This window comes from Thermus altitudinis (assembly GCF_022760835.1).
Lineage (GTDB): Bacteria > Deinococcota > Deinococci > Deinococcales > Thermaceae > Thermus > Thermus altitudinis.
On record NZ_JAKTNQ010000055.1, the window covers coordinates 1 to 6,794 of the forward strand.

At 64.9% G+C, this 6,794-nt stretch carries 7 protein-coding genes; 3 read left to right on the plus strand and 4 right to left on the minus strand.

All coding sequences use genetic code 11. From position 1 onward, the window contains the following. The 4 genes from L0D16_RS12065 to L0D16_RS12080 form a co-directional block, all read right to left on the minus strand. The coding region (locus tag L0D16_RS12065; RefSeq protein WP_279231413.1) for a magnesium chelatase domain-containing protein at window positions 1-719 on the minus strand (719 nt) is incomplete at its 3' end. 250 nt (window positions 720-969) lie between these two features. Further along, window positions 970-2,115, minus strand: coding sequence for an MFS transporter (locus L0D16_RS12070; protein ID WP_243032437.1), 1,146 nt, complete (start codon window positions 2,113-2,115; stop codon window positions 970-972). Window position 2,116: 1 nt separating this feature from the next. Further along, window positions 2,117-2,929 (minus strand): EamA family transporter, encoded by an 813-nt coding sequence (locus L0D16_RS12075; RefSeq protein WP_243032438.1) that lies wholly within the window; start codon window positions 2,927-2,929, stop codon window positions 2,117-2,119. Beyond that, window positions 2,926-3,813, minus strand: coding sequence for a DMT family transporter (locus tag L0D16_RS12080; protein WP_243032439.1), 888 nt, complete (start codon window positions 3,811-3,813; stop codon window positions 2,926-2,928). The genes L0D16_RS12075 and L0D16_RS12080 overlap by 4 nt, the downstream gene beginning before the upstream one ends. A gap of 105 nt (window positions 3,814-3,918) precedes the next feature. Between L0D16_RS12080 and L0D16_RS12085 the strand changes: the two genes are divergently transcribed. The 3 genes from L0D16_RS12085 to L0D16_RS12095 are packed head-to-tail and all read left to right on the plus strand — an operon-like array spanning window position 3,919 to window position 6,700. Then, the gene (locus L0D16_RS12085) at window positions 3,919-5,046 is read left to right on the plus strand and encodes an NAD(P) transhydrogenase subunit alpha (RefSeq protein ID WP_243032440.1); all 1,128 of its coding nucleotides are present in this window, start codon (window positions 3,919-3,921) and stop codon (window positions 5,044-5,046) included. Beyond that, on the plus strand, window positions 5,046-5,348 hold the full coding sequence (locus L0D16_RS12090; protein ID WP_008630585.1) for a proton-translocating transhydrogenase family protein: 303 nt from the start codon (window positions 5,046-5,048) through the stop codon (window positions 5,346-5,348). The genes L0D16_RS12085 and L0D16_RS12090 overlap by 1 nt, the downstream gene beginning before the upstream one ends. Further along, a complete protein-coding gene (locus L0D16_RS12095) occupies window positions 5,348-6,700 on the plus strand; it encodes an NAD(P)(+) transhydrogenase (Re/Si-specific) subunit beta (RefSeq protein ID WP_243032441.1) in 1,353 nt (450 codons plus the stop codon). Before L0D16_RS12090 ends, L0D16_RS12095 begins: the two co-directional genes overlap by 1 nt. The last annotated feature ends 94 nt before the right edge of the window (window positions 6,701-6,794 follow it).

The following is a 6,794-nucleotide window of genomic DNA, read 5'->3' on the forward strand; positions in this document are numbered from 1 at the left end:
ACAGGCGGTACTTGAAGGCCTTTCGGATCACCGTACCTCCATCCCATGGTAGCCCATCTGCCGCTTTGGGGCTCCTGCCTCAAATGAACCGGTGGCGGACGTGGGAGGTCCATGTATCCCCGGTTTGCAAACCGGGGGACTGTAGCCCCCCACACCCCCCTTTTCTCTAAGGCGGCCACGGGGTCCTCGGGCTCCGCCCTCTTTGGGTCCTCCTCCCCCCTTAGGTAGGCCACCGCCTGCCGGAGGCTTTCCGCCCCGTAAACCTCCACCCCCTCCACCAAGGCGGCCTCCTTGGCGCTTTCCAGGGGAAGGAGGAGCCTTTTCCCCTCTCCCAATGCCCCCAGGGCCAGGTTCACCGCCCCGGGCACCGGGCGCAAGGAACCGTCCAAGCCCAGCTCCCCCGCCACCGCCAGGCCCGAGAGGCTTTCCAAAGGCACCACCCCCTGGGCGGCCAGAAGCCCCAAGGCGATGGGCAGGTCAAAGTGGCTCCCTTCCTTGCGCAGTTCCGCCGGGGCCAGGTTCACCACCACCCGGGCCTGGGGGTAGGGGAAGCCGGAGTTCTTAAGGGCCGCCCGGACCCTCTCCCGGCTTTCCTCCACCGCCTTGTCCGGCAGGCCTACCAGGGCGTAGCTGGGAAGCCCGGGGCTAACATCCACCTCCACGGTGACCGGAATAGCGTCCAGGCCGAAGAGGGTGTAGCTGCGTACCTGGGCTAGCATGGAGGGAGTTTAACGCAAAAGTGTTAGTTTTGCCCAGGCTCGGCCATTGGCTAACAGGCCAGAAACCGGCCCCCAATCGCAAAGGATTCCCGAGAGGCCTCGAGGTCCTATAACAAAGTTCGCCGCCTGGTTGGGAGAACTGGGATGTGCTCCAAGAGGGCTCAGGGCCTAGGAAGGGTACCACCTTTGGGGCCCTAGGGAACGCCCGTACCTTTTCCGCAAAAGCGCCCGGATGGGGTCCGGGAGTTTTTCACCCTAAGGTTTTCCCCAAACCGAGAAGGGGCCGGTAAAGGAGAAGGGCCAGGAACAAAAGGCCAAGAAGGCCGGCAAAGGCGAAGCCGTACCCCAAGGTTGCCACCGCCACCCCCACCCCCCACTGCAGGAGGAAGGTCCCCCCGATGCCGAAGAGATTCACCAAGGTGGTGCCCCGCCCCACCAGGTGAGGGGGCACCAGCTCCCGGGCCTGGGTGAGGGTGAGGATGTTGAAGGCGCCAAAAAGGCCCATGAGGAAGTAAGCGGGCACCAAAAGCTTAAGGAGCAGGAGCCCCAGGCCCAGGGCGAACAGCCAGGCGGAAAGGAAAAGCACCCTGGCGGTGCCCAGGCGGTCCGCCAGGTACCCCGAGACCAGGAACCCCAAGACGGCAGCCCCGGAGTAGAGGAAAAGGAGGTTGCCCACCTCCACCGCTTTGAGCCCCAAGGCATAGGCGTAGGCTCCCGCCCACAGGGTCTGCAAGGCCAGGAAGCTTCCTGCGAAGGCCAGGGCCAGGAAGGCTACCCGGAGGAGCCTGGCATTGCCCAAGACCTCCGCCAACCCGCCGCCTCCTCCACCTTTAGGCCAGGGAACCCCCGGCGGGCTGTTCCGTACCCCCAGGTAGAGGAGAAGGGCCACCAGGACCACTACGCCTGCTCCCAGCAGGAAAACCCCGCGCCAGCCAAGGACTTCCTTCATCAAGGCTAAGGGGGTGGCGGCCAAAAGCCCTCCCGTGGCCCCTAGACCCACGAGAAGGGTGGAGACGGTGGCGTAGGTTTTGGGAAACCACAGGCTAAAGGCCTTTAGGGAGCCCATGAGGGCCGCGGCCATCCCCATGCCGATGAGGGCCCGGCCCAGGGCTAGGACAGGAAAGCTTTGCGCCAGGCCGAAGACCAGGCTTCCCAACGCGGCCAAAAGGAGGAGGGCCGGGGTGACGAGCCTCGGGCCGTACCGGTCAAGAAGGCCACCCAGGGGTAGTTGGACTGCGGCGAAAGCCAGGTAGAAGAGGCTGGTCATGAAGCCCAGCTCCGCCGGACTTAGGCCCAGGTCCCGGGAGAGGTCCTGGGAGAGGACCGCGTTGGCCGAGCGGTAGAAGTAGGAGAGGAAGTAGCCCAGGGTAAAGAGGAAGAAAACCCGCGCTGCCATATCACCTCCGGTTCAGAGCGACCCCCAGGAGGATGAGGGAGCCGCCCAAGAGGGCCTCGAGGCTCAGGGGCTCCCCCGCCAGGGGCCAGGCGAAAACCGCCCCCGCCACCGGCTCCAGCATAGCGATGAGGGTTGCCTTGCGGGCGGGTACCGTGCGCACCCCAAGGAGGAAAAGGCCAAAGGGCACCACCGTGCCCAAGACCACCAGATAGCCCACCGCCCCCCAGTCCCCCGGCCTTAGGGCCAGTATCTGGGACAGGTGGCTAAGGAGTACCGGTAGGGAAAGGAGGCTTCCCACCCCTGTGGCCACGCCTAGGCTCACCAAGGGTGGGGTCCTGAGTCCGTGGGAGAAGGCGGCGTAAAGGGCGAAGGAAAGGGCGGAAAGGAGTCCATAAGCTACCCCCACGGGGCTTGCCGCGAAGCCCTTGGACCCCACCACCAGCACATAGGCTCCCCAAAGGGCTAGGGCCACGCCCAAAAGCGCCTTGCCGGGAAGCCTTTCCCTCCTTAGGAGGGCGTAGAGGGTGAGGAGGGCCGGGGCCAGGTACTGGAGGAAGATTCCCGTGGCCACGGTGGTGGCGTGGATGGCCAGGTAGTAAAAGGCCTGGGCCCCGGAAAGGGCCAGGCCCACCCGAACCAGCCTAGGCCACTCCGTGGCGGCCGGGGGGAAGCGAAGCACCAGGGGAAGGAGCAGGAGGAAGCTGAGGAGAAAGCGTAAGGGAATGAGGACCGAAGGGGGGATCTCCCCCATGAACCGCCCGGCCAGGGCCCCACCCAGGCCCCAGAGGAGGGCGGCTAAGGCGATGTGGATCACCTTCGCCCTCCCACCACGGCCATCCCCACCCCTATCAAGAGGACTAGGGCTCCCAGGAGCACGGGAATCCCAGGAAGCTCCCCAAAGAGGAGGAAGGCTAGGAGGCTTGCCCCCACCGGCTCAAAGAGGATGGCCAGGGAGACCAGGACCGGGGGGATATGCCGGGTGGCCCAGTTGAAGCTGGTGTGACCCACGAGTTGCGGCAGGAGGGCCATGAGGAGGATGTAGCCATAGACCACGGGTGGATACCCCCCGTACCCACCCCCGAAGAGATAGGGGAGGGGGAGGAGGAGAAGGGCGGCGGCGGAGTAAGCTACCCGTATGTATTCCAGGATGGAAAGGCCGCGCCTTTGCGCTTCCCGCCCCAGGAGGAGGTAGAGGGAGGCGGCCACCGCTCCCAAGAGGGCCAGGAAATCCCCCAGGAGGGGGTTGGCCCCCCCTCCTCCTTGGGCATCCCCCAGGCCGATGAGCAGCCCTCCCAAAAGGGCTACCCCGATGCCCAGAAGGGTGAGGCCGGAAGGAGTCTCCCGGAAGAAGAGCCGGGCGAACAGGGTGATCCAGATGGGGTTGGTGGTGACCAAGGCGGTGCTGGCGGCCACGGAGGTGTAGGAGAGGGAGGTGATCCAGAGGGCGAAGTGCAGGGCTAAAAAGGCGCCGGCGGCCACGGCGTAAGGAAGCCCAGCGGGGCTCCTTAGGGGGCTGCGCCAGGCGGGGAGGAGGAGGAGGGCCGCCAGCGCCATGCGCCCCGCGCTCATCACCAGGCTGAAGGCCAGGCTTCTATCCCCTGAGGCCGCCAGGGCCAGGCGCACCAGGATGCTCCCGAAGCTGATGGCGAGGATCCCCAAGAGCAGTACGGCGGCGATCTTGAGCCCCGAGGGCCGCATGGGGGCATTTTTCCATAAGGACTTGCTTCTGACCAGTGGGTCAGCCTCGAGGCTCAGGACAGATGCCCATGGATGCCGTTGGTATACTGGCGCGGAGGAGGTCCTATGGTGACGGTAGCGGTTCCCAAGGAAAGGGCCCCAGGGGAAAGAAGGGTGGCCCTGGTGCCCGAGGTGGTGGCCCGCCTGGTGAAGGGAGGGGCCAGGGTGCGGGTGGAAAAGGGCGCTGGGGAAGGCGCCTATCATCTTGACGCCGCTTACCAGGAGGCAGGGGCGGAGGTGGTGGAGCGAGGAGAGCTCCTAAAGGGCGCCAACCTCCTCTTCACCGTCCAGCCGCCACCGGAGGATCTGATCGCCGCCTTGGAGCCTGGGGCCATTGTGGTGGGTTTTGTTCAGGCCCATAAAAATCTGGACCTGGTGAAGGCTTTGGCCGCCAAAAAGGCCACGGTGATCGCCATGGAGCTCATCCCCCGCATCACCCGGGCCCAGAGCATGGACGCTCTTTCCAGCCAGGCCACGGTGGCGGGGTATCTGGCGGCCATCCATGCCGCCAGGCTTTCCCCCCGCTTCTTCCCCATGCTCACCACCGCGGCGGGTACCATCCGCCCCGCCAAGGTGATGGTCATGGGAGTGGGAGTGGCGGGGCTCATGGCCATCGCCACCGCCAAGCGCCTGGGGGCCCAGGTGTTCGCCTACGACGTGCGCAAGGCGGCGGTGGAGCAGGCCCTTTCCTTGGGGGCCAAGCCCATTGAGCTGCCCATCAGTGCCGAAGGGGAGGGGGGTTACGCTCGCGAACTCACCGAGGAGGAAAAGCGCATCCAACACGAAGCCTTACGGGAACACGTGGCGGGGATGGACGCCATCATCACCACCGCCCAGGTCCCGGGCCGCCGGGCCCCCATCCTCCTCACCGAGGACATGGTGGAGCGCTTAAAGCCGGGCACGGTGGTGGTGGATCTGGCCGCGGAAAGCGGGGGTAACTGCGTCCTCACCAAGCCCGGAGAGGTGGTGGAGGTGAGGGGGGTTAGGATCTATGGCCCCTTGAACCTCCCCAGCGAGCTTTCCGTACACGCTTCGGAGATGTACGCCAAAAACCTTCTCAATCTTTCGGGCCTGCTTATAGAAAAGGGCGAGTTCGCCCCTAAGTGGGAGGACGAGATCATCCAAGGGGCGCTTCTCATGAAGGAAGGCGAGATCCTGCACGGGCCCACCAAGGCCCTCGTGGGAGGTGCGTGATGGAGTTTGGCTTCTGGTCTGCCCTTTACATTTTTGTGCTCACGGCCTTCTTGGGTTACGAGCTCATCACCCGGGTGCCGGTGATCCTCCACACCCCCTTGATGTCGGGGTCCAACTTCATCCACGGGGTGGTGGTGGTGGGGGCCATGGTGGTCTTGGGGCATGCGGAAACTGGCCTGGAAAAGCTCATTGGCTTCCTGGGGGTGATCCTGGGGGCGGCCAACGCCGCCGGGGGGTATGCGGTGACGGTGCGCATGCTGGAGATGTTTGAGAAAAAGCCGGGCAAGGGGGGTGGTCAGTAATGGACCTCATCCAAGCAGCCTACTTTGTGGTGGCCATCCTCTTCATCGTGGGCTTAAAGCGCATGGCCCACCCCACCACCGCCAAAAGCGGCATCGTGTGGGCGGGGTGGGGCATGGCCTTGGCGGTGGTGGCCACCTTCTTCTGGCCGGGGATGCACAACTTTGGCCTCATGCTCATCGCCCTCTTGGTGGGATCGGTGGTGGCTTGGTGGGCGGCGGTCAAGGTGGCCATGACCGACATGCCCCAGATGGTGGCCATCTACAACGGCATGGGTGGGGGTGCGGCGGCCACCATCGCCGCGGTGGAGCTCCTGAAGGGGGCCTTTGAGAACCCGGGCCTCATGGCCTTGGCCATCCTGGGCGGCCTCATCGGGAGCGTGGCCTTCACGGGAAGCCTCATCGCCTTTGCCAAGCTTCAGGGAATCATGAAGACCCGGCCCATCGTTTTCCCCGGGCAGAAGGTGGTGAACGCCCTGGTCCTTCTCATCACGGTTCTCTTGGGCTTCTCCCTGCTCTGGAACGATCCCACCCTCAGCATCGTGCTCTTCTTCCTTCTAGCCTTGCTTTTCGGCATTCTCATGACCCTGCCCATCGGCGGTGGGGACATGCCCGTGGCCATCTCCTTCTACAACGCCTTTACCGGCATGGCCGTGGGCTTTGAGGGTTTTGCCGTGGGCAACCCGGCCTTGATGGTGGCGGGCACCCTGGTGGGGGCGGCGGGTACCCTTCTCACCGTGCTGATGGCCCGGGCCATGAACCGCTCCGTCATGAGCGTACTCATGGGCGGGTTTGGCGTGGAGCAGGAGGCGGGGGAGGTCAAGGGGAGCCTCAAGCCCATTGACGTGGAGGACGCCGCGGTGATGCTGGCCTACGCGGCCAAGGTGGTCTTTGTGCCCGGTTACGGCATGGCCCTCTCCCAGGCCCAGCACAAGGTAAAGGAGCTGGCGGACCTCTTGGAGAGCAAAGGGGTGGAGGTGAAGTTCGCCATCCACCCGGTGGCGGGGCGGATGCCCGGGCACATGAACGTGCTTTTGGCCGAGGCCGGGGTGGATTACGACAAGCTGAAGGACCTCGAGGAGATCAACCCCGAGTTCCCCACCGTGGACGTGGCGGTGGTGATCGGGGCCAACGACGTGGTGAACCCCGCCGCCCGCCGCCCGGGAAGCCCCCTTTACGGCATGCCCATCCTGGACGTGGACAAGGCCAAGAACGTGATCGTCATCAAGCGGGGCCAGGGCAAGGGCTTTGCTGGGGTGGAGAACGAGCTCTTCTACGCCGACAACACCCGGATGCTCTACGGGGATGCGCAACACGTGCTCACCCAGCTCACCCAGGCCCTAAAGAAGCTTTAGGCCAGGCCTGGGCCAGACCCCGGGAGGTTCCCGGGGTCTTCTTCTGAACCCGGACAGACACATGTGAGACTGGACGAGTAAAAATGTGGGGACC